This window comes from Acetobacter senegalensis, assembly GCF_001499615.1.
Lineage (GTDB): Bacteria > Pseudomonadota > Alphaproteobacteria > Acetobacterales > Acetobacteraceae > Acetobacter > Acetobacter senegalensis.
Genome location: NZ_LN606600.1, coordinates 1029824 through 1053582 on the forward strand (window position 1 = coordinate 1029824; position 23759 = coordinate 1053582).

The following is a 23759-nucleotide window of genomic DNA, read 5'->3' on the forward strand; positions in this document are numbered from 1 at the left end:
CCACACCATTTAAAAAATGCCGCCCCCCCATAACTTGAGGTTAACCCTGGCGGCACACCTCATCCTTACGGCACAGCAAGAGGCAGCCCCAGCGCCTCCCCTACCGCTGTTGCAACATCATGCCGCAGATGCACCACGCTATGCCCCCCATTGGGGTGAACACGGTTGGTCAGGATAAAAACATAACAGTCATTATCAGGGTCTATCCATAAGGACGTACCGGTAAAACCAGTGTGCCCGAAGGACGCGTGGGAGAGACGGTCGCCCCTTGGTGACGCATAGGGAGACGCAATATCCCACCCAAAACCGCGTAGGCTTTTCTGGCCTGCTGGCTGTTGCGGTGTTGTCATGCGCAGCAGCGTTGCACGGCTGAGAGGAAAGAGGCTGGGTCTGCCCGCACGTTTATCCAGCAGAGCCTGCGCATAACGCGCCACATCCTCGGCAGTGGAGAACAGGCCCGCATTCCCGGCCACGCCGTTCATGCGCCGGGCCGTAGGATCATGCACTACACCCCGCAGCATGGCGCCGTGCTCATCATACTGGGTTGGCGCAATACGTGCCTGCTGGGCTGCGGGCGGTAAAAAGCCCGACTGCGTCATGCCCAAGGGGGCCAGAATGTTCTGCTGTGCGTAAACATCAAGCGTTTGAGACGTTACTTTTTCAACCAGCAGCCCAAGGGCAATGAAATTGAGATCACTATAAATAAAGCCGCTACCCGGCGGTATTTTGGGAACTGCCTGCATGATGCGATCCGTAGCGGCCGCCTTGCCCCACCAGTCTGGTATGCGGGGCAGATCCGGTTGCAGGCCGGAAAAATGCGTGAGCAGCAAACGCACCGTGATCTGCGCCTTGCCGCCTGCCGCAAACTGCGGAAGATAAAGGGCGACCGGGCTATCAACATTCACCAGCCCCCTTTCCACAAGCTGCATAACAGCCAACGCGGTGATCATGGGTTTGGTGAGGGACGCCATGTCAAACACGGTGTCCCACGTCATGACCTCGCGCTGTGGCTCAAGACTGCGCGCGCCGAAGACACCGCGATGAATGAGTTGCCCGTGCTGACCCACGCCCCACACTGCGCCGGGGCATTCCCCTTTGCTAATGGCCTGCTGAAGCAGCGCATCAGCCTTTGCAAATCGGTCAGCTTCCCGTGGCGTCTGGCAAGCGGAAAGCCCCGCCTGTGCCAACAGGAGCGATGCCCCTTGCAGCAGCCTTCTGCGAGAAAGAGCGGGACAATGGGCCTTCATTGATCGGAAACCTTGAGGGGATGCAGATCCTGCGCATCAAAACTGAAGTCAGACCCAACCACCTGCATGTGGAACCCTGTGACCTTGCCGGATGTATCGCGCTCAAACTGCACGTAGCTGTCATCACTCGCGTCATTTGCGCGGTCCTGCCACTTGGCCACGAACAGATCATGAGGCAGAGCGGACAATGTGCCGGACAGGCCATTGGCCTTACTAAAACTCATCACAAGGGCGTTGTCTTTCAGGGAAAGACGGATATCCCCCCGCCAGGCATCATGATAAAGGCCAACATAGTCTTTCAGGTCTGACACCGGCAGGGAAATGAAGGGCCGCGCGGGTGAGCCTGGTCCGGTTGTGGATGCCTCTTTCGCGGCTTTCTCCTCCGCCTTTTTGGCGTCATCCTGCCAGTAAGAAACCCAATCCTCAGTTTTGCCGGTGGCAATAAGGGAGCTCATGGTCAGGGCGATGGAATAGGTTGCGTGGTGATCATCATGATTGGTGAGCACGACCAGGCCCGTATTCTTTTCCGGCAACATGGAAACATAACTGACCATGCCGCTGACTGTGCCGGTATGCCAGACACGCTTCAGGCCGAAAAAATCCTCCATGAACCAGCCATAGCCATAAGCGCGGAAGTGGCTTTGTGTTTTGGCCGCACTATCAGGAAGAGGCAGCAGCGCATGAGGAGCCCATAGCGCATCCCGCTGAGCAAGACTGATGATTTTCCGGCCATCCACTGTCTGGCCGCCATTCATCAGGGTTTGCACCCAGCGGTTCATGCCGTTCACGCTGCACCACACGCCGCCCGCAGGGGCCATGGCGACCGATTTGCGGGCTGCGCGATCAGGCAGCACACCATCACTCCCCTGCCCTGCCGCAACATCTGTCTGGCCTTTAACGGGAAACGTGCTCTGGCATGCAGGAAGAGCGGCGGCATCAATCAGGTGGGTTTGCACATACTGCTCCCACGTCTGGCCGGAGATTTTTTCCACCAGCGCACCGGCCACCACATACAGCAGGTTGTTGTAGGCATAATCCGCACGGAAGCGGCCCGTAAACGGCATGTAGGGAAGAGCCGCCAGAACATCCTTGCGCGTGAAGGTGCTGTGAGAGAACAGCATCAGATCTCCGGCACCCAGCCCCATGCCGCTGTGGTGGGTTAACAGATCACTCACCCGAAATTCCCGCGTGATCCATGGATCAGCCACGCGAAATTCCGGCATCACATCACTGACGCGATCGGTCCATTTCAGTTTGCCTTCATCCACAAGGGTGGCAAGGGCGGTTGCGGTAAATTCCTTGCTGTTGGAGCCTATGGCAAACAGGGTGGTAGCATCCACCTTTCCGCTTTTTTCATCGTCAGCCTTGCGGCCATAGCCTTTTGCAAAAACAATTTTCCCATCATGGATCACGCCAACCGCAACACCGGGCACCTGAAACGCCTGCTGTGTTCTGCTGACAACATTATCAATCTGCTGTTCTGTCAGACCATCTGGCAGGGAAGCGGCATGAACGTGCGTGCCACACAATGCCAGGAGCAGAGCCGCCAGAGGAATACGCCGCAAGCCTGTGCCTGCGTGGTGTTTCATTCTTTTGTGTGTAAACGCCATTGTGGTGAATGCCTGTTTGTAAACCATGAAAAACTCATATGGCAGGACGGTACCAAGAGCCAGAGCGAAGATCCTGATTTGAACACTATTGGAATTGAAAAAAATGTGTAGATGCAATTGGAAATTTTCTTAATGATTAGAAAAAACGCATGAGCCCTGCACAATATACAGGGCTTGGTATTTGATCATTCCAAGTTCATGACAGAACTCATGCGTATCAGAGCAGTGTTTACAGGCTGCTGTTAGAGTTCAAACCGAACCCCGCCGCGGAAAGTACGCCCAAGCAGGCTGCTGTAGGTGCTATCAGCCGCAAGACCGCTTTCTGGCACAAGCACCGGCTTGGAATTGGCCAGGTTTGTAATATTCAGGAAAACCTGCATGTTGCCGATATTCTGATATTTGAGCTTATACGTGAAGTTCATATCAAAGTAGAATGTACCCTTAACGTGGTTTTTGTCGATCGTCGGGAAATATGCGTTGTAGGCCGGGCACCCTGTGGCGCACTGCACGTAGCTGTTTGAATAGTTACCCGCACTGATACCGCGTGCAATGGCCGTTACGCTGAAGCTGGGCAGGCTATACGTGGCGGAGAAACGATAGATCCATTTGGGCGGGCCAGACGTGATATCACCCGCAGTATTGATAGCCGGGCTCAGCCCTGAATCCGCAACATATTTAAGATAGTTACTTGCCTGACCGTGGACTGTCAGAACCCCTGGCACCTTGGCAAAAATGCGACGCACCGGAAGCCTGTAACTGGCATCAATATCAATGCCGCTTGTGGTGATCTGGCTGAAGTTGAACGGACTTGCCTGAATAAACAGATCACGGTTGCCGGAAGGATCCGGGCCAACAGCGGAGCAGAAGCTCTGATTCCCTTCATAGCACTGGTTGACAATATCTTGTGAGTAGAACTGCTGAATGGCGTCTTTCAGTTTGATATGGAACCAGTCAACCGAGATGGACAGGCCCGGCGCAAAACGCGGCGTGATGACAGACCCCACCACTGTGGAGTTTGCTTTTTCAGGCCTGAGCTTGCTGTTGCCCGTTGTCATTTCCAGCACAGTGTCTGTCGCGCCCGTCGCCGGATCAAGAATGGATGTGGTACGGGAGGTGCCCCCCTGATACAGTTCGTTGATGTTCGGCGCTCTGACATCGCGTGACTGGGTTGCACGGAACAGAACATCCTGAATGGGCTGCCAGGTTCCCCCAATTTTCCAGGTGGTGACATACCCTGAGGTAGAATAATCAGTTCCACGCACTGCGCCATTGAACGTCAACCCTTTTGCAAGGGGGACTTCCGTTTCAAGATAGGCTTCCTTGACGTTGTAGCCACCATTTGTTGGCAGGAAGTTGCCGACAGACCACCCTGACTGATACGCCGTTGGCACATATCCGGATGCGCGTTCGTCTCGGTATTCGCCACCTACGGCAACGTTCACATCCCCAGCCCATGTTGCAAACGGAATCATGGACAGGTTTACGCCTGAAACAATTTCCTCAAATTTTTCATCACGGTAGGGATTGCCCAGGGCATAATCAATCGCGTCAGACGATATGACGCCGGTTCCCAGCCAATCTATGGGCGAACATCCATTGGAGGGGTCTGTCAGCGTTGAACGGCAAACAATGTTTCCAGATGCCGAACGCACAGCATCAGTCGCATTTTTGATCTTGGCGTTGTTCATCACGTTATAGATCTGCTCATGCGTGCGGGTTGCGCTGTACTGCGCATAGGCACTCCATGAAGCACGCTTGCCAAACATCTGAAAATTGCCTTCGCCACCAAACGTATAACGCTGCACGTTCCGTCGGTTATCCGTTCTGCGATACGGCATGTCATGAGCGGTGGTGCCCAACGTGACGGAGGAGACATCTTTCAGTGCATCCGCCCCCAACGCGTCAATCAGATAAGGATTGTCGCTCGTCAGGTTAACGGATGTCATATACTGGGGGCCAGCGTTGTAGATGTATTCGCTTTCATTATAGGCCCCTTCTGCATAAAGGGTCATCCATGGCGCAACATCGTAGCTCAGACGGCCAAAAAGGTTTTTGCGGTCACTGCCCGGCTGGAGGCCGATATTACGCCCGTTATCGGCAAGAGAATGATCGCCCCCGATAGATGTTGTGGACGTGCTGAGAGAACCGTAATTGTAATGATTGACGCTTCCACCTTCTCCGAAATAAATGCCTCTCAGAGAATTCTTAACCGCACCCGTTGATGAATTGATAATGCCACCCGGCAGGGCGTTATTGGTGCCGCCCGGCCCGCGCACAATGTAATAAGGCTGGCCATTGCCTACGGCATAATCAGGATTAGCAATAATGCGGTTGCCGTTTTCGTTCCATTTGCGCGTTACGCTGTAAATGCCATCTTCATGAGCGTAATCGCCGCTCAGCAGAACATGGCCTTTATCATGCGCAAAACCGAACCCACCCGCGATTGATGTTGAGTAATTGACGCCGTCACCATAGGTGGAAATACCGGAATCTGCGTTAACTTTCAGGCCCGTATACGTCTTGTCGAGCACGAAGTTGGTGACACCGGCAACAGCATCTGACCCATACTGGGCGGACGCACCGCCCGTAACAACATCAACCCGTTTTACAAGCTGCTGCGGCAGGGTGTTGATATCAACAAGCCCGGTAATGGTGGAAGGCGCGGTACGGCGGCCATCCAGCAGAACCAGAGAACGCACCGCCCCCAGGTTTCTCAGGTTAAGAGCATTGATACCCGCTGTGCCACCACTGAGTGCCAGACGAGAGTTCTGCGGCGTCTGGCTTCCTGCAAATTGCGGAAGCTGATTGACAAGATCTGCAAGGTTGTTGGTGGGGGACTGATTGGCAATATCACTCTGCGTCAATGTGCTGACAGGCGTGGGTGATTTGGCATGCGGGTTGGCAATACGGCTTCCAGTAACCGTAAGGACTTCACTGTTGGCGTTTTTCTTGGCGGCAGACGGCTTTACTTTTGCGCCCACGTGAGCGGCCTGTTTGTTTTTCGACTTTGTAGCCTGTGCATCAGGGAGGGATTCAGCATAGGCCGTATCCGTAAAGGGCAAGACCGTTCCCGATGAAAGCGCCACAAAGAAGAACAAAAAACTACGCTTTTTTGCATAAGCCGTCATAATTTTTTCTTCCTGGATTCTGGTAAGGTGGCGTTCTTATGTTGCGATGTGTCACCAATGTGGCGAGTTAACGTTTTTGTGTCGATTTCAAAACTATTTTTATCCGTTAACCTAGGGTTATCGCCAAGATATGCTCAGGTTTTCAATCATTATCCTTAAGACCCCGTATAAGGATAGGAAGTATTTATTGAAAAAATTTATAGATAAAAAATTTATCCGTAAACTAGATTTTATAGTTTTTTAAAAAATAGAACGGGTGGATATTCAGATATATCCGTATTAATTTTCGGTAATGACGGGAAAATATTCTTTTATTCTATCACGTATTCTTCATGAACATCCCCCCTTTTCTTGAAGAAAAAACCTTAGCGCCCCGTTTTATCTCTTTCTAAAGGGATTCGCTTGATAGCAAGCATGATACATGGGGCCACTTGCCCCCTTTCCAAGCCCGCCACTGCACGCAGGATGCGCAATTCTTTTTATGGGAGCCCCCTCTTGCGGGTGCCTGCCAGTCATCCGGGGGAAGCCGCTAAAGCCGAATGAAGATCTTCTTCCGGTACAGGCCGTAAACCGGCAAGAAAACAAGAATAAGGAAGCAACAGGAGAAGAGGAAAGAGGTGAGGTTTGAGGAAGGATAACCCGCCCGTAGCACCTGATATATCCCGCCCTCCAAACTTGTGCTCCCAGCTACAGGCGACGGCAGCACAAGAAGGGTTTTGGCCAGAAATCCGGAGAACAGAAAGGCAAAAACAGCGTTCATGCCGAACATCTGACAAAAAGTCGCAATGGCTTGAATAATAGTGTTTTTGTTCTGTAACCGCAGGACATCAAAAATACCGTCACATACCGCCAGACTGCACAGTGCTGCACCAGAAGAGACGAGCGTGAAGGAACTGGTCCACAAGGATTTGTTCAGCGGAAATACCTGCCCCCACAGCAGCCCCAGCAGAATGCAGGCACCCCCGGCCGCCATAAAGAGCATTGGCCGACGAGCAGGTGAGATATCCCTCCTTCTAAAAACCTGCCCGGCCAGAACACCGGACAAGGTGGTGGCAATAGCCGGAAGCGTGCTTAAAAGTCCCTCAGGGTCCCATGTTTTTTCATACAGGATGCCTGTATGCAGCCATGTCTGGCACCATGCGGAAAACTGGCGGTCTAGCCATGCGGCCATATTTCGGTCTGGGTCAAGAAACGCAAAATCCTTCCCCGGCCACCCTAGCCCCGGAACCGGAAGCGCATACAGAATGGCCCAATAGGCCAGCAGAATGAGACCAATGACAGAGACAAGAAACCCGGTTTTGCGGGAGCAGAGATAAAGGCTGGCGGCAGCCACGTAACACAGGGCGGTCCGTGTCAGAACGCCAAAAAAACGCAGATGCGTGACGTGGAAAAAAGGATACAGGCTAAGAAGCAGCTTGAGCCCGACAAGCGCCAACCCCCGCCAGGCAATGTGGCCCACCAACTGGCTGCGCTGCGCCCCTTCCCTCAGCCGTCTGTCAAACGCAAAGGGGATGACGCACCCCATCAGAAAAAGGAAGAACGGAAAAACAAGATCGGCCGGTGTGCAACCGTTCCATGCCGCGTGGTCCAGAGGTGACCAGACCCTGTTCCAGTCTCCGGGGTTATTGACAATCACCATGAACACAATTGTAGCGCCACGCATGATATCAATGGAGACAATGCGCCGGGGGAGCGGAAGCCCTGTGGCCTCCGCCCCATGGTCAGGCCTAGAAATGAACTTGTGCTTTCAGATAAACATAGCGGCCGGAGTAATCATAAATTCCGGGGGCCGTATTGTAAGACCCGTTTGCGTAGAACGTTGGGTCCTGACCTCCAAGGTTTTTAACACCACCTGTTACGGTATAGATATTGCCCGTGTAGGTCACCATCAGGTCATGATAGAAGGTCTGATCCACCTTGTACCACATGGACAGGCCCGGCCCGTAGGATGAGTTGGGATAATAATTGAACCCGTCCGTATAGCGCAGCATGTATGTCAGCGCCCATGGGCCGTGCGTGTAGGTAATGGTGCCGTTGGCCACCCACTTCATGGGGCCGTAATCCGTACCCAGATAGCTGACAAAAGGCTGGTTTGGCTGTGTCTGGGTTTTATAAGCCATCACATCCTGAATATCCGCACCGAATGTCAGAGCGTTATTGTAATCAATCGGCACATGATAGCTGGCGTTGATATCCAACCCATCTTCAATAAACGCGCCCATGTTGCTCTGGTAACGGTTGACCGGGTTAAGCTGCCCGTTGAGGTCTCGCCCGTTCAGGATTGAACAGTAGGAGCTGGAAAAATTGGCGCTGCTGTAACAGCCATTGAGTTCCGTGGAGAGAGTCGGATAACCGATGGTTTCCGTAATATGCGTATGGAAGTAATCAACCGTTGCCGTAAAGCCAGGCAGGAACCGGGGGGTTACCACCGTGCCGATGGTATAGGTACGGGAGATTTCCGGCTGAAGATGAATATTGCCGCCCGTCTGGTATTTGATAACGCCGTTATTCTGCTTGAATGTATCCGGATTGATGCCCTGTGCACGGCAGTTGCCCGCTACAATGGACTGCAAGGAACTGGGGAACGTGCCGATATACGCGCAAGGATCACGCGTGCCGGTCAGACTGATCAGGTTTCCTTTGTAAAGTTCCTGAATGGTCGGGGCACGGAACCCGGTGGAAATATTGGCGCGGAAGCTGATATCCGGCACGGGAGCATAGATCAGGCCCGCATGCCAGTTATAGGTCTGCCCATAGGTGTTGTAATTGGAAAAACGGCCAGAGACTTCAGCAGAAAGCGCTTTAGCGCCCGGAAGGTCCTTCAGCAGCGGGATGCTCAGTTCGCCAAACACTTCGGTCACGTTGTAACCGCCACTGGTGTCCGTGCGATAGGAGTTTGAGTTGAGACCGGCCTTATCCTCGTCGGAAGCGTGCCAGTACCCATCCAGACTACGGTGCTCCACCCCAACGGAAATACCCAGCGGACCATAGGGCAGTTTTGCAATATGCTTGTTGGAGAACGTCAACTGTACGTCACGCAGTTCCTGCGCTGAGGGGTAGGTATCCGTAAAGCCGATATAATTCGCTGCGGCCTGCGACATGGACCCGGTGAACGGGTTATAGGACGCACACCCGGCAATACCGGCGCACAGGTTGGGATCATAATACCCTTCTGTAGACCCAGCGCCGCCGGTCTGATGGAAGCCCAGCGAATTTTCAAGATTTCTCCAGTTTACCTGATTGCTCAGGCTGGAGGATGTGACGGTCTTACCGAATGAGAAGAAGCCATCATATGTCCAGCCGCCGGAATGTGGGAGCGCGCCACGCACCCCGCCGGTAAACTGATACATGTTGATATTGTTGTATCCGTATTCCCGGCCCAGACCGAACATACGCTGATACATTGCCACATCTTCACCAAACGGGTTGCCCGGTGTGCCGGATGGCACAACCACCGCGCCGGAATTTCCGGTCAGGGTTGTGGCAGGCGTGGCCACATACATGGGGGTGCCCACATCCTGCGTCTGGGTGTGAGTATAGTTGGCGGTCATGTAAAGCTGGACGTAATCATTCACATCGAAATGACCCGTGCCGGACAATGCGCCCCACTGCTGCTCGGAAATGATCTGATTATCTTTGGAGTAATCGTAATTATCATTCCAGCTATAGGGACGGTACCCGCCGTGACCATCAGAAATGACGGACTGCGCCACACCATCACTTTGGGCTGTAAGCGGTGCGCCACCATTTACTGCGGCAAAAACAGGCTGGGGTCCGTATTGTGAGCCAAAATACTGGGCCTGCCCGGGCGGGTTGTTGACCTTGGCTTCTTCCATCGCCCATTTCCGCTGGTCGGCTGCCATGGGGGCCTGATAGTTGTAGGAACCAGCAATAGTAAAATTACCCCGATCATGCATGAAGTTGAAGCCATGCGCGATGGTGACATTGGCGGTCTGGTTATCACCATATTCGCTGATGCCGCCATTGGCCGTAACGGTTGTGCCTGTAAAATTCTTTTTAAGAATGATGTTGACCACACCCGCAATGGCATCTGACCCGTAGGTGGTGGAAGATCCGTCTTTCAGAATTTCAATACGGTCCACCATGGCGGGGATGATCGAGTTCACGTCCGGGCAGTCAACGGAGCCATTGCCGTTTACCATACGGTGACCATCGACCAGAACAAGCGTGCGGGCCACACCCAAACTACGAATATTCAGGCAGGAGCCGCCATCGTTACTGAACGTGTTGCCGGAGAACCCCATGGAGGGAATATGGGCAAAAACATCCCCCAGTGTCATGGAAGATGATTTTTGGATCTGTTCACCCGTAATCATGGTAACGGGCTGAATTTCCGCTGTTTCCTTTGCGCCCAGATGGGTGCCGACCACGGTAATGGTCTCGTTCTTGCCCTCGGCCGTTGAGGAAACCTTGGAACTTTTAGAGGATTTGTTGGTAATGGCCTTACCAGTTGTGGTGCCTGGCAGGGAAATGATCTGGGCGTGCGCCTCAGTCGCCCAGCCGTAACAGAAAGCTGAAATTCCTAAAAGAAGTGCTGCTTTTCTACAAGAACCTGATCCTCGCATAACGTGCTTCCCTCCCGCCCCGACTACCACCTGAATACGATAGCGCAATGGTCAGGAGAAAATGGACATCTGTCCATGTCAAAAACATCTGCTTCCATTAGCCAATGGTTAAGACAGGCCCGAATGACCGGACAGAAATGGCGGCTTTCCGCAGTTAGAGCGTGGGCAAAGCCGCGAGATCACGTTTTATCTCTTCCTTGAGAAGCGTGAGAATATCTTGCGAGATATGGGAAAGTGCGTAATCCGCCCGGAAGAGAACCGTGCAGGCCATGCCCAGCGGTGGCTTGAGCGGAAGCGGCGGTGGCAGGCCCGGATGATGCAGGGCCGTCAGCCCATCCACAATGGCGCACCCACCGCCAAGCCGCACCAGTTCGGCCGCCATGTAATGGGTTCGCACCCGCACAACAGGCACGGCAGACAGACCCGCTTCCTCCCACGCCATATCCAGCAGGCGGGCTGTGGGATCGTTCTCGCTCAGGCCGATATAGCGGGCGGGATCAATGTCCTCCAACGCAACGGGGCCTTTGGTGCAGTTCTGGTCAATCAGCACCAGCGGTACTTCGGCAATATGGCTGGCGGTCAGGCCCTGTTTTTCATACGTGCCGAACACAATGCCCAGATCAAGATCATGGTTGAGAATGCGCGAGACAATCTCCGGCCCATGCAGCGTATCAATTGTGAGTTCGTTACCCGGATGGGTGGCGTGATAACGCTGAATTACCCGTGGCACCACGCTCAGCCCCAGGCTCGGCACGCAGCCTATGCTGATGGCGTGACCATCCCGCGCGTAGCGGAGGTTTTCCGTCAATCTTTTGAGATCGGACACTTTCTCAAAAATGGTGTTCACATGCGGCAGCATGATCAGGGCCTCACGCGTGGGCACAAGCCTGCCGCCCGTACGCTCGAACAGCGCGAACCCCAAAGACTGCTCCGCATAGCGCAGAACCTTGCTGGCCGCAGGCTGAGAGACATGCAACACTTCAGCAGCACGACGCAGGGAACCTGTGGACATGATCGCATAGAAAACTTCGATCTGACGTAAACGCATAACGGGCGTTTCATCCTTCCTGTTTTATCGTGTTCCTGAAACACACAGTCTCTGCGCGGGCAGCGTGCAGAACGCGTTCCATAAAGACGCAAGCCTGCCTAGCCTGCTGTCCTGTCATAACAGAATGTTAACATGCCACAACAAAATTGAAAGACACAATGCCCCGTGCCGTGTTGTCCCCCCGCCAGCTTGGCCGCATACTTGCCCCTGCATTGCAGGGAGAGACCAGACTGTGAAGACACGGCTTTTATGACCATACTTGATCTGGCCGTGATGCTCGCCTACCTGGCGGGCATGCCGCTGCTGGCCGTAGCTCTTTCGGGCCGCCAGGCATCCACCGCCGCGTATCTGGAAGGCGGGCATGATCTGCCATGGTGGGCGCTCTGCCTTTCCATGGTGGCAACGGAAACCTCTACCCTCACCGTTATCAGTGTGCCCGGCGTGGCCTTTGGCAGCGGCATGGTGTTTGTGGGGCTGGCACTTGGCTATCTTCTGGGCCGTGCCATTGTGGCCTGGAAATTTCTGCCGCTTTACAGTTCCGGCCGCATGTTGAGCGCGTATGATTATCTGGGCCAGCGCTTTGGTGGCCGTATGCAGCGTGCGGCCTCAGCCACTTTTCTGGGCACCCGCGTTCTGGCGGAAGCCGTGCGGCTGTTTGCCGGCATGCTACCACTAACGGCCATGCTGGCCGCGGCCCATATGGCTGTGCCCCGTACCCTGCTGCTGGTTTGCATTGTGGGCATTACGCTTTTTTACACCTTATGCGGGGGCCTGCGGGCGGTTGTGTGGTCTGACGCCATTCAGTTCTGCCTGTATCTTGGGGGCTCCGCTTTGTGTGCGGCCCTGTTGCTGCATGGATTGCCCTCCGGCGCCTTCAGCACATTGCAGCATGCTGGGAAATTTGCATTGTTTGCGCAGGCATCCGTCCCTTTCAGCAGTGCTTTCACCCCTGTTGCCGCCATTGGTGGGGGCGCGTTGATGACGCTTGCCTCCCACGGGACAGACCAGTTGATGGTGCAACGTGTGCTGGCAGCCCGTAACCTGAAGGAAGCCCGCATGGCGCTGATGGGCAGCGCCGTGGGCGTGGCGGCGTTGTTCTTCCTGCTTTCCTGCGTTGGCATTCTGCTGTGGATGTATCATGGGCAAGTGCCGTTGGCGCAAACGGGCCTATCCTCACCAGATGCCGTGTTTCCTGACTACATTGTGCACGGACTGCCACCGGGGCTGCGCGGGCTGATGGTTGCGGCCATTCTGGCGGCCACCATGGGGTCACTCTCCTCCACCCTGTCCGCCATGACAGCCGCCACGGTGGGAGATTTCTCCGCGCTCTGCACCCGTCTGAGCCGGATGATCAGCGTTGGCCCGCTGGCGCTGGCGCGTGGCATTACCGTGGTCTGGGCTGCGGCTCTTGTTGGCTGTTCCTTGCTGTTTGCACAGGGAAGCCAGTCCGCCGTGCTGCTTGGGCTGTCCATTGCCGCCTGTAGTTATGGCCCCATGCTGGGCACCTTTCTGGCAGGCATGCTGCTGCCCTCCGCCCGCTCTGCCGAACTTCTGCCCGCCTTTTGCATGACCGTGCCGCTGATGCTGCTGGCCATGGTGGTGCTGCACCCCGGTGGCCATGCACTGGCGTTTCCGTGGCTGATTCTGCTGGGCATGGTGCTGCTGTTTGTATTTGCCGCGGGCCTGCATGTGGTGCGCGGCGTGATCTCCCTGCCTGCCAAAAGGCCTAAATCATGACCCGTATCAGCCGCCGCGCTCTGGCCACACGCGCCAGCAAACTTGCTCTTCAGGCTGCTGTGGGGTTGGGGGGAGCCATGGCAACACGCGGGGCTGCCGCTACAGCCCACGCCGCCCCACCCGCACCAACACCCTGCCAGAAGCAGGCCACCGCCCCCGTAAAAACCGGCTTTGAAAAACTACGTGAAGACAACTACGCTCCCCTCAAGGGCCACAAGATAGGGGTCATTGCCAACGTGGCGAGCGTGGATGCTGCACTCCGCTCCATTGTGGATTGCCTGCATGACGCGCCCTCCGTGCAGTTGCACGCTGTTTTCGGGCCGGAACACGGGTTCCGTGGTTCCATGCGGGAAGGATTTTCCGAGCCCGAAACGCAGGACCCGCAAACGGGCTGCACAGTGTATGACATCTACGCCAAAAGCGGAGACGCGCTGAAAAGCATCCTGAAAAAATCAGGCATTACGCTGCTGATGTTTGATGTTCAGGATACGGGATCTCGGTTTTACACTTATATCTGGACCCTGTTTGACTGCATGGCGGCCTGTGCGCAGCTTGGCCTGCCGCTGCTGGTGCTGGACCGCCCCAACCCCATTTCCGGCACCGATGCTTCCGGCCCGGTGCTGGACCCGGCTTTGTCCTCCTTTGTGGGGCGTGCGCCTATTGCCCTGCGCCATGGCATGACGGTTGCGGAACTGGCGCGGCTGTTCAATGCCGCCTTCATGCCCGCACTGGCGGGCAAGGCCGCCACGCTGGACGTTGTGCGCATGGAAGGCTGGCAGCGCGGCATGTTTTTTGAAGACACCGGCCTGACATGGTGCCCACCCAGCCCCAACATGCCCTCCGCGCTGACGGCGCTGGTGTATCCTGGCACCTGTTTATTTGAAGGCACATCCTTTTCCGTAGGGCGTGGCACCACCATGCCGTTCCTGTATCTGGGCAGCGCGGGCGTGGATGGCCGGATCTGGGCGGAGCAGGCAGCTGCGGCTGGCTGTGCCGGTGCCGCCTTCCGGGATGTGTGGTTCACGCCGCAGGTAGATCCGTTCAAAAACACGTTGCTGCATGGGCTGCACTGCGCCGTTATGGACCGCACCGTGTTTGACCCCGTTGCCACCGGCATGACCCTGCTAAGCACGGGCCGCAGGCTGGCCGGACCAGCCTTCTGGCGCGGGAATGGCAAGACATTTGACCAGCTTTGCGGTAGCCGAAAGATCCGCCCCCTGCTTGACCATGGAGCAGACGCCACAGCACTGGCCGCGACATGGCAGGCTGATCTGGACCGCTTCAGCGCCCTGCGCCACACGCATCTTTTATACTAGAGAACAGGATTTTCCGCTTCATGACCTCCACGGTTTCGTCCTCCGCCGGTGTGCCCGCCAAAACTGAAATGTCTGATTCCCGGTATGAGGCACTTGATCTCTGGCCCACGGGAACCCTGCTGGAAGCGCTGCTGGAAAGCCAGCTTGGTGCGGTTTCCGCTGTCAAAGCCGCCCTGCCGGGCATGGAAGACGCCATAACGGCAGCCCTGCCGCGCCTGCAGCGCGGTGGGCGGCTGTTTTACGTGGGGGCAGGAACATCAGGCCGCATTGGCTTGCAGGATGGGGTGGAACTGATCCCGACCTATGGCTGGCCGGAAGACCGGCTTGTACTGCTGCTGGCAGGCGGAGACGCAGCGCTGTTCCAGCCCGTTGAAGGGGCCGAGGATGAAGAAGACACCGCCCGCGCCGCCATTGCCACCCACAAGGCCGGGCCGGATGATGTGGTGATTGGCGTAGCAGCCAGTGGCGGCACGCCCTATACCTGCGCAGCCCTGACCGCCGCCCGTGCGGCAGGCAGCCTGACCATTGGTTTTTCCTGCAGCCCGGACGCCCGCCTGCTGCACGATGCCGAGATCGGTATTCTGATTGAAACCGGCCCGGAAGTGGTAGCAGGCTCCACCCGCATGAAAGCCGGAACAGCCCAGAAAGTGGCGCTGAACATGCTCTCTACCGCGCTGATGGTGCGGCTGGGCCACACATGGCGCGGGCAGATGGTGGATATGCGGATAGTCAACGCCAAACTGGTGCGCCGCGCCCACCGCATGGTGCAGCAACTGACAGGCTGCACCGAGGCCGAGGCCCACGCCGCGCTGGAAAAAGCCGAAGGCAGCATCAAGCTGGCCATTCTGGTGTGTTTTGGCTTTACCCCGGAGGAAGGCCGCACCGTGCTGGCTGAAAACGGTGGCAATCTGCGCATCGTTCTGGCGCAGACGCAGCGCTGAACACCACCCGCAATGCCCCTGCCCTTCCAGCCGTTTTTGCAAAGGACCTTGTAGGACCATGAAAGTTTTTCTGTGCCCCAACCGCACGGATCTGGCCCGCCTGACGGCCACCCTTCTGGCCGAGCAGATCAGCCGCAAGCCCAATTCTGTTCTGGGGCTGGCCACTGGCCGCACCATGGAGGCGGTGTATGCCCACCTTGTGCAGCGCCACCGGGAGGATGGGCTGGATTTTTCAGGCTGCACCACCTTCAATCTGGATGAATATGTGGGCCTGCCTGCAACGGATGCGCGTTCCTACCATGCCTACATGCACACGCACCTGTTCCAGCATGTCGGCATTGCCCCGGACCGCACACATCTGCCCAACGGCATGGCGGCAGATCTGGCAGCCGAAGGGCAACGGTACGATGCCGCCATCAAGGCCGCAGGGGGCATAGACCTGCAACTTCTGGGGTTGGGAGAAAACGGGCATATTGGGTTTAACGAACCCCTTTCCTCCCTTGCCTCCCGCACGCGCCCGGTTGTGCTGGCCCCGGAAACACGCCTGCAGAATGCTGGGCTTTTTGATGGTAAGCCGGAATCTGTTCCGCCTCTGGCGTTGACCATGGGCACTGGCACCATTCTGGAAAGCAGGCGCATTGTGCTGACAGTGGCTGGCAAGGCCAAGGCCGAGATGCTGCGCGCCGTGCTGGAAGGGCCAGTGACAGCGCAAATCAGCGCCTCGGCCTTGCATTTTCATACCAACTGCCTTGTTCTGGCAGATGAAGACGCCGCCAGCGCCCTGACCATACGCCCGGCGCTGGATCATGCCTTGAAGCATGACCCGGAATTACGCGCCCTGCACACGCTGCTGACCTGAGAAGAAGGACAACGGATTTTTCATGATGCGACAGATCACCCGGCCCATGCGCTGTTTTCTGGTTTCCGCAACGGCGCTGGTCTGGTCTGCCGCCCCCGCACTGAGCGCCCCTGTTACAAGCGGGGCGGGACTGGGCGGGGCGGAAAAACCCGTTATCATGCCAGCACCCTCCAGTATCCAGACCGATGGTGCAACGTCTCCGTTGCCCAAAACCATAGTGATCCGGTGGGATGGAAAAGCGCTGCCCGTTCTGGTCACGGCGGTTGAACGCTTCCGCACCCACCTTGAAAAACTGACAGGCCAGCCGATCAGATTTGTCTCATCCTCTGCGGATGCCTCGGCCTTTACCATCACGCTCCATTGCGCCGGGAAAGACGGTGCGTTTCCCGCTCTGGACATGCCGGAACAGTATGCGCTGACTGTCTCAGCTTCTGGCGCAACGCTGAATGCTGCCGGGCCGGTGGGTATTCTGCATGGTCTGGCCTCCCTGCTGCAACTTGCCGGGCGGGATGCTACTGGCGCGGTGATAACCCATGCCAGCCTGAATGATGCCCCCCGCTTCCGCTGGCGCGGGCTGATGATTGATGTCAGCCGCCATTTCATGTCCATCCCCACGTTGCAGCGCCAGATTGACGCCATGGAAATGGTGAAACTGAATGTGCTGCACCTACACCTCTCTGATGGGCAGGGCTTCAGGGTTGAAAGCCGCCTGTTCCCGCGCCTGCACACCGTGGCGTCACACGGGGCGTATTATACGCAAAAGCAGATCCGGGCCCTTGTCACCTATGCGGCGGAACGGGGCATCCGCGTGGTGCCCGAATTTGACACGCCGGGCCATACCTTTGCCCTGCTGGAAGCCTATCCGCGTTACGCGGCACAGGCCCCACTGAACATGGAAGACCGGGCCGAGAAAAACCGCGCCGCGCTGGACCCGACCAACCCCGCCACCTACCGCTTTGTCACGGCGCTATATGGAGAAATGGCATCCCTATTCCCGGACGCATATTTTCACATAGGCGGGGATGAGGTTGTGGCCAAGCAATGGACAACGTCCCCACACATTCAGGCCTATATGCAGGCGCATAGTTTCAAAACACCTGCGGAAATGCAGGCAGAATTCACCACGCGCGTTGCGCAGGCGCTGACCCGCCGCCACAAGAAGGTTATTGGCTGGGATGAGATCACCGCCGCCGATATCCCGCGTGATACCGTGGTGGAAATCTGGCGCGGGGCAGCCCGCACAGCCGCCGCCACGGCGGCAGGCCACCCGGTGGTTGTGTCTGATGGTTATTATCTGGACCGACTGCAACCCGCCGCCATCCCGTATGCGCAGGACCCGTTGGGAAATGTTGCCAACATGGCGGAAGCGGAAGCCGCCGCACAGGCCACCGGGCCGGGTGGCACCATTGCCGACAAAGTCACAACCCAGACCACACCGCTGACAGACGCGCAGAAGGGGCTGGTTCTGGGCGCGGAAGCCGCGCTGTGGACGGAAATTGTCACTGAAGAGATGCTGGATAGCCGCCTGTGGCCCCGCATGGCCGCCCTTGCCGAGCGCTTCTGGTCCCCGGCCTCAGCCTGTGACGGGCAGACCCTTTACCCTCGCCTTGCCGTAACGCAGGACAAGCTGGAAGAACTGGGGCTGGAAAGCAGCGCCCATGCCAGCCAGAGGCTTGCTCGGCTGGCTCCGGGTGAGACGGCTCCCGCCAGTGTGCTGCTGAGTGTAACCAGCCCTGTGCGGAATTACGCGCATAATCACGAGTTTTTACAGATCCGCCACAAGCAGCGCGCTACGGAGCAGGACCTGAATACGCTGGCCGACATTGCCAGCCCGGACAGCTTTGCAGCGGATACCTTCAACCGACAGGCCGCAGCCTATGCCGCAGGCCAGAAGGACCTGAAAGCCACCCTGCGGGCGCAACTGAGTTACTGGGTTGCGAATGACGCCGCGTTTCAGGCCACCGCAGCCCGTAATCCCGCCTTGCAAAATGCCCTGCCTGCTTCTGAAAACCTGAAAAATCTGGCACAGGCCGGGTTGATGATGCTGGGGTATGATCATTCGGCTGGCTGGAAGCACCGGGTGCGCGCCGCCGTGCGCAAGGCGCGTGCGGAAATTGCAGCCTCTGCTACCACCAAAGTGGTCACCAACACGCCGCAACCGCCGGGTGATCTGCTTCAGGATATCCTGCCAGGGATTGAAGCGCTTTCCGCCCGCATCATGCATGGAGAGGGGGGTGCCCACTAAGCAGCCTTAACTCGCAAATCATCAAACCAGAGGGTGAAGGGAAAGCCTGTCTGGTCAGGTTGGCAGGTTGGCAGGTTGGCAGGTTGGCAGGTTGGCAGGTTGGCAGGTTGGCAGGTAAGGGCTTTCAGATAGCCTTTGATTGCACCATATCTTTTTCAAAAGAATTCTACAAAACCTCATAAACAAAAAGGGCGGAACCTGCTGGCTCCGCCCTTTTCTTTTGTCGTGGGTCTGCTGTGGCCGGGTGGCTTTCTTATTCCATCCATTCCGAAATATCGGGGCAGGAACAGACAAGATTCCGATCCCCATGGGCGTTATCAATCCGCCCCACAGGTGGCCAGTATTTGCTGGAACGGCTGACACCGGGCGGGAAGCAGGCGTCCTGACGGGTGTAGGCATGGTCCCACGGTTCTGCCGTGACATCGCTGGCGGTATGGGGCGCGTGGCGCAGGGGGGATTGCTCTGCCGTCAGCTTGCCCGCTTCAATGGCGCGCACTTCCTCACGAATGGCCAGCATGGCCTCGCAGAAGCGGTCGAGTTCCGCTTTGCTTTCAGATTCCGTGGGTTCGATCATGAAGGTGCCCGCCACCGGGAAGCTGACCGTGGGCGCATGGAAGCCGTAATCCACCAAACGCTTGGCCATGTCATCCACCGTGACACCGGCTGCATCTTTCAAAGGGCGAAGGTCCAGAATGCATTCATGCGCCACGCGGCCCTGCGCGCCCCGATACAGCACCGGGTAGGCCTCTATCAGACGGCTGACAATATAATTGGCGTTCAGAATGGCCACCTGCGTGGCGCGTTTCAGCCCTTCATCCCCCATCAGGCGGATATAGGCCCAGGAGATCGGCAGAATAGAGGCCGAACCAAACGGCGCGGCGCTGACGGCCAGAGCCGTGCCTTCCGCCGCAGGGTTGCCGGGCAGGAACGGAGCCAGATGCGCCTTGACGCCAATTGGCCCCATGCCCGGACCACCGCCACCATGCGGAATACAGAACGTTTTGTGCAGGTTGAAATGGCTGACATCGCCACCGTAATCACCGGGGCGGGCAAGGCCCACCTGCGCGTTCATGTTCGCGCCATCCACATACACCTGCCCTCCGGCCTGATGCACCAGATCACAGATTTCACGCATGCTTTCTTCAAACACGCCGTGGGTGGAGGGATAGGTGATCATCACGGCGGACAGATCAGCCGCGTGAGCAGTCACTTTCTCCCGCATGTCTTCCAGATCAATATTGCCACCGGCATCACACTTCACCACCACAACCTTCATGCCCGCCATCTGGGCGGAGGCCGGGTTGGTACCGTGGGCGGAGGCCGGAATCAGGCACACTGTACGGTTGGTTTCCCCCCGTGCGCGATGATAGGCGCTGATGGCCAGAAGCCCGGCATATTCACCCTGCGCGCCGGAATTAGGCTGGAAGGACACGGCATCATACCCGCTGATGGCGCACAGCCAGCGTTCCAGATCAGCAAACAGGGCCTGATACCCCCGCGTCTGATCTGCCGGGGCAAAGGGGTGAATGTCACTGAAACCGGGCCATGTGATGGGGATCATCTCCACGGTGGCGTTCAGCTTCATGGTGCAGGAGCCAAGCGGGATCATGGTGCGGTCAAGCGCCAGATCCTTATCAGCCAGACGGCGCAGATAGCGCAGCATGTCTGTTTCTGAACGGCAGGAACTGAACACCGGCTGCGTCAGGAAAGCAGACTGGCGGCTCAGATTAGTGGGAATGGTGCTGGTGGCCGGAGCCAGCGCCTGCGCCATTTTATCCACCCGGCCCTGTTCCGCACAGAAAGCGGACCATACGGCCAGAACGGTTTTGGGGGTGGAGGTTTCATCCAGACTGATGCCGATACGCCCCTTGCCAGCATCACGCAGGTTAAGGCCAGCGGACCGGGCGCGAGCCAGAATATCCGCAGCACCATCGCCCACCTGAAGGGTGATGGTATCAAAAAACTGTTCGGTCTGGACTGTAACACCAAGCGCTTTCAGACCAGCAGCCAGTGTGGTGGTCAGCCCATGCACCCGGCGGCCAATGGCGCGCAGCCCTTCCGGCCCGTGATAGACCGCATACATGCCCGCAATAACGGCCAGCAGCACCTGCGCCGTGCAGATGTTGGAGGTCGCTTTTTCACGCCGGATATGCTGCTCACGCGTTTGCAGCGCCAGCCGGTAGGCAGAGCGGCCCTGACTATCAATGGACACCCCGACCAGACGGCCCGGCATGTTGCGCTTCCACGCATCCCGCGTGGCCATATAGGCCGCGTGCGGGCCACCAAACCCCATGGGCACGCCAAAACGCTGCGTGGAGCCAATGGCGATATCCGCCCCCAGTTCACCGGGAGAGGTCAGCACTGTCAGCGCCAACGGGTCTGCCGCCATGACGGCAATACCGCCCGCCGCATGCAGGGCCTCAATGGTTGCGCGAGGGTCTTTGAGAGCACCGGAAGACCCCGGATACTGGAACAGCGCACCAAAAACATCTGCTGCAACCAGATCTGTTTCCGGCGCGCCAATGACCAATGCAATGCCCAGCGGTTCCGCACGTGTTTTCAGCACGGCAATGGTCTGTGGGTGGCAGTCTGCATCTACAAAAAAAGCTGTGGCCTTGGATTTGGATACCCGGTTCGCCATGGCCATGGCTTCCGCTGCCGCAGTGGCTTCATCCAGCAGGGACGCGTTGGCAATATCCAGCCCGGTCAGTTCGGAAATCATGGTCTGGAAGTTCAGCAGCGCTTCCAGACGGCCCTGGCTGATTTCCGGCTGATACGGCGTATAGGCCGTGTACCATGCCGGGTTTTCCAGAATATTGCGCTGAATGACGGCTGGCAGAACGGTGCCGTAATAGCCCTGCCCGATCAGCGATGTCATGACCTGATTCTGGTTGGCCAATGTGCGCAGATGGGCCAGAACCTCCACCTCGCTCCAGCCCTTGCCAATACCCATGGGCTGTGTGGCCCGAATGGCGGCAGGCAGCGTTTCCTGCATCAGCGCATCAAGCGAGGGCGCACCGACTGTTTTGAGCATGACCGCCAGATCATCCGCCGTGGGACCGATATGGCGGGGCACAAAGGTATCTGCCTCCGGTTGCAGGCCTGCAAAAGCGGGCAGCGTATCAGCAGAACAGCCGGAGGAACGGTCCGGACCGGAAGCAAGGGTGAACATGCGGGGTATCCTGAAAAAGCGGGAAACAGGAAGAATGTTTCTGGCGGGCGTTGCGCTGTGGCTTAACAAAAACCGGGCAGCGCAACGCCCCTTTGGCAGGGTGCCGGGGCATAAGGGCGGGAACAGACCGCCCTCCACGCCCCGGCGGGCAGACTCAGGCGATCAATGCGGCGTAGGCGGCGGCATCCAGCAGGCCGGAAAGCTGATCCGGGTTGGTGATGCGGAATTTCAGAATCCAGCCTTCGCCTTCCGGGTCGGAACTGACGCGGGCGGGGTCATCCGTCAGGGTAGCGTTGCCTTCCAGCACTTCGCCATCCACCGGGGCATAAATGTCTGAAGCCGCCTTGACGGATTCCACCACGGCTACGGATTCACCGGCTTTGACCTCGGTTCCGGCATCACGCACTTCAACAAACACCAGTTCGCCCAGTTCCTCGGCAGCGTGCTTGGTAATGCCCACCACGGCGGACTCACCTTCAACGCGCAGCCATTCATGTTCTTTAGTAAAATACAGTGTCATGCCTCAGCACTCCTTGAAAAAAGTCTTTTGAAACCGTTGAGAAAACAGAATTACCGTTTGAAGCGCGCAGGCACGAACGGCAGGGACGCCACAACCGCAGGCACGGCGCGGCCTCGCAGTTCGGCAAAAACGGGGCTTTTGGGGGCTGCACAGGCAGTGGCCACATAGCCCATGGCAACCGGGGCTTCCACCGTGGGGCCAAAGGCGCCGGAGGTCACCTTGCCTATGCCATCGGCAAAAGCGGGATCAGAATAAAGGGGGGCACCGCCGCGCACAGGGGCACGGCCTTCTGCCAGCAGCCCCACACGGCGACGGGTCACGCCATTTTCAAGCTGGCCCAGAATGATGTCCGCGCCCGGAAAGCCCCCTTCCCGCGCACCGCCCTTGCGGCGGGATTTCTGAATGGACCATTCAAGGGCCGCTTCAACTGGCGTGGTCGTCTCATCAATATCCGCGCCATACAGGCACATGCCAGCTTCCAGCCGCAGGCTGTCCCGCGCGCCGAGGCCTATGGGTTTAACGTTGGGCTGAGCCAGCAACTGGCGCGCCACGCGTGAGGCATCCAGCGCGGGCACGGAAATTTCAAACCCGTCCTCCCCGGTGTAGCCGGAGCGGGAAATCACGCAGCTTGCGCCATCTACATCCAGAGCGCGCACATCCATGAAGGCCATGGTTTTCACATCCGGCGCAAGCGCCGCCAACGCCTGTTCGGCTTCCGGCCCCTGAAGCGCCAGCAGAGCGCGTTCTTCAAGCGGCTCTACCAGACAATCCACCAGTTCATCCTGCATGAGGGCAATATCGGCGGCCTTGCACGCGGCGTTGACCACCAGCAGCAGAGTATCATCCAGCCGCGCCACCATCAGATCATCCAGAATGCCACCCTGGGCATTGGTGAACTGGGTGTAGCGCTGCCGACCATTCTTGATGGCCACAATATCAGCCGGGACCAGACGTTCCAGCGCTTTGGCGGCGGCCTCCACACTGCCAGAGCGGGCACGCACCTTCACCTGCCCCATGTGCGAGACATCAAACAGGCCCGCATGGGTGCGCACATGGCGGTGCTCGGCCATGATGCCATCTGCATAATTCAGGGGCATGGCATAACCGGCAAACGGCACCATTTTGCCGCCTTGATCTTCATGCAGGGAAAAAAGAGGGGTGTGGAGGAGAGAATCAGTGCTCATGCACGCAGCCTTCCGCAAAAAGACTGGGGCACCTTGCGTATTCGGAAAACTGTGACCGATAAAAAGACAAAGTTCAGGGCCCCGGACCAGAGAATATCCGTCTGCCCCTTCTGTATCTTTGCCTGAGATCGCTATCCCGTCGGCGGGCGCGAAAGCGCCTCTCTCC

14 protein-coding genes are annotated in these 23759 nt (G+C 57.5%); 5 read left to right on the plus strand and 9 right to left on the minus strand.

Going from position 1 to position 23759, the window contains the following annotated elements; genetic code table 11:
- Positions 1-65: 65 nt before the first annotated feature.
- From ASN_RS04605 to ASN_RS04630, 6 genes are all read right to left on the minus strand, one after another.
- Positions 66-1247 carry a serine hydrolase domain-containing protein gene (locus tag ASN_RS04605; protein WP_058987360.1) on the minus strand — a complete coding sequence of 394 codons (1182 nt, stop codon included), beginning with the start codon at positions 1245-1247 and terminating at the stop codon, positions 66-68.
- Positions 1244-2884: a serine hydrolase gene (locus ASN_RS04610; protein WP_082666790.1), complete on the minus strand. Its 1641-nt coding sequence runs from the start codon at positions 2882-2884 to the stop codon at positions 1244-1246. The genes ASN_RS04605 and ASN_RS04610 overlap by 4 nt, the downstream gene beginning before the upstream one ends.
- 215 nt (positions 2885-3099) lie before the next feature.
- Entirely contained in the window at positions 3100-5985 is a 2886-nt protein-coding gene (locus ASN_RS04615) for a TonB-dependent receptor plug domain-containing protein (RefSeq protein ID WP_082666576.1), read from the minus strand.
- A 529-nt stretch (positions 5986-6514) separates the two neighbouring features.
- Positions 6515-7648, minus strand: a complete 1134-nt coding sequence (locus ASN_RS04620; RefSeq protein ID WP_058987361.1) for an acyltransferase family protein — start codon at positions 7646-7648, stop codon at positions 6515-6517.
- A gap of 64 nt (positions 7649-7712) precedes the next feature.
- Positions 7713-10571 carry a TonB-dependent receptor domain-containing protein gene (locus ASN_RS04625; RefSeq protein WP_006558560.1) on the minus strand — a complete coding sequence of 953 codons (2859 nt, stop codon included), beginning with the start codon at positions 10569-10571 and terminating at the stop codon, positions 7713-7715.
- Between the two features lie 154 nt (positions 10572-10725).
- Positions 10726-11619: a LysR family transcriptional regulator gene (locus ASN_RS04630; RefSeq protein ID WP_058987362.1), complete on the minus strand. Its 894-nt coding sequence runs from the start codon at positions 11617-11619 to the stop codon at positions 10726-10728.
- 249 nt (positions 11620-11868) lie between these two features.
- Between ASN_RS04630 and ASN_RS04635 the strand changes: the two genes are divergently transcribed.
- The 5 genes from ASN_RS04635 to ASN_RS04655 are packed head-to-tail and all read left to right on the plus strand — an operon-like array spanning position 11869 to position 18717.
- On the plus strand, positions 11869-13356 hold the full coding sequence (locus tag ASN_RS04635) for a sodium:solute symporter (RefSeq protein ID WP_058987363.1): 1488 nt from the start codon (positions 11869-11871) through the stop codon (positions 13354-13356).
- On the plus strand, positions 13353-14672 hold the full coding sequence (locus tag ASN_RS04640) for an exo-beta-N-acetylmuramidase NamZ family protein (protein ID WP_058987364.1): 1320 nt from the start codon (positions 13353-13355) through the stop codon (positions 14670-14672). Before ASN_RS04635 ends, ASN_RS04640 begins: the two co-directional genes overlap by 4 nt.
- A 20-nt stretch (positions 14673-14692) precedes the next feature.
- Positions 14693-15613 carry an N-acetylmuramic acid 6-phosphate etherase gene (locus ASN_RS04645; RefSeq protein WP_058987365.1) on the plus strand — a complete coding sequence of 307 codons (921 nt, stop codon included), beginning with the start codon at positions 14693-14695 and terminating at the stop codon, positions 15611-15613.
- Between the two features lie 58 nt (positions 15614-15671).
- Positions 15672-16472 (plus strand): glucosamine-6-phosphate deaminase, encoded by an 801-nt coding sequence (nagB, locus tag ASN_RS04650; protein WP_058987366.1) that lies wholly within the window; start codon positions 15672-15674, stop codon positions 16470-16472.
- Positions 16473-16494: 22 nt separating this feature from the next.
- Positions 16495-18717: a beta-N-acetylhexosaminidase gene (locus ASN_RS04655; RefSeq protein WP_082666577.1), complete on the plus strand. Its 2223-nt coding sequence runs from the start codon at positions 16495-16497 to the stop codon at positions 18715-18717.
- Between the two features lie 253 nt (positions 18718-18970).
- Here the strand turns inward: ASN_RS04655 and gcvP are convergent, their stop codons facing one another.
- The 3 genes from gcvP to gcvT all read right to left on the minus strand — a co-directional run bounded on the left by gcvP (position 18971) and on the right by gcvT (position 23593).
- The gene (gene gcvP / locus ASN_RS04660) at positions 18971-21889 is read right to left on the minus strand and encodes an aminomethyl-transferring glycine dehydrogenase (protein ID WP_197603334.1); all 2919 of its coding nucleotides are present in this window, start codon (positions 21887-21889) and stop codon (positions 18971-18973) included.
- A 154-nt stretch (positions 21890-22043) separates the two neighbouring features.
- Entirely contained in the window at positions 22044-22409 is a 366-nt protein-coding gene (gcvH, locus tag ASN_RS04665; RefSeq protein WP_058987367.1) for a glycine cleavage system protein GcvH, read from the minus strand.
- 50 nt (positions 22410-22459) lie between these two features.
- Entirely contained in the window at positions 22460-23593 is a 1134-nt protein-coding gene (gene gcvT / locus ASN_RS04670) for a glycine cleavage system aminomethyltransferase GcvT (protein ID WP_058989127.1), read from the minus strand.
- Positions 23594-23759 lie beyond the last annotated feature (166 nt).